At 42.9% G+C, this 394-nt stretch carries 1 pseudogene; it reads right to left on the bottom strand.

The window, feature by feature from the left end:
* Positions 1-190: 190 nt before the first annotated feature.
* Positions 191-394, bottom strand: a pseudogene (locus tag B4K20_RS11370) (hypothetical protein); the annotation flags it as partial.

Below are 394 nucleotides of genomic sequence, written 5' to 3'. Positions count from 1 at the left end.
TTTGGTTCGTTTATTTTGGGCAAACAAAATAAATGAACGCCCCAGCGGCAGCGTTTGAAGTGAAAAGTAGTATATTTTTGGAGGGCTAATTCCAACCCACCTACAGAGCTGATCTCATAAAAAATGTCATATCGTTGGGTTTCATTCTTCAAACCAGCCTACAAAGCGTTGATTGCTTTAATTCAATTCATCAACGAGGCAGGGCAATAAACGTCCCATCATTTTCTTTGGTCATTTCACGCATAAGTACACTGAAACGATCTGTGGTGCCGGGTGAGATAAAACCAATAGCGTGGATTTTGGCGAGCCGTCTGCCGGATGGCAGCTTTTTATTTTGCTGGGTAATGGCATCAATGACCGGGTCGTAACTGGAACCAGTGTAATCATCACCAAA

The sequence above is a fragment of the Methylophaga sp. UBA5088 genome (assembly GCF_002414625.1).
In the GTDB taxonomy this organism is placed as follows: Bacteria; Pseudomonadota; Gammaproteobacteria; order Nitrosococcales; family Methylophagaceae; genus Methylophaga; species Methylophaga marina.
This window is presented reverse-complemented; position numbering and strand designations above follow the sequence as displayed.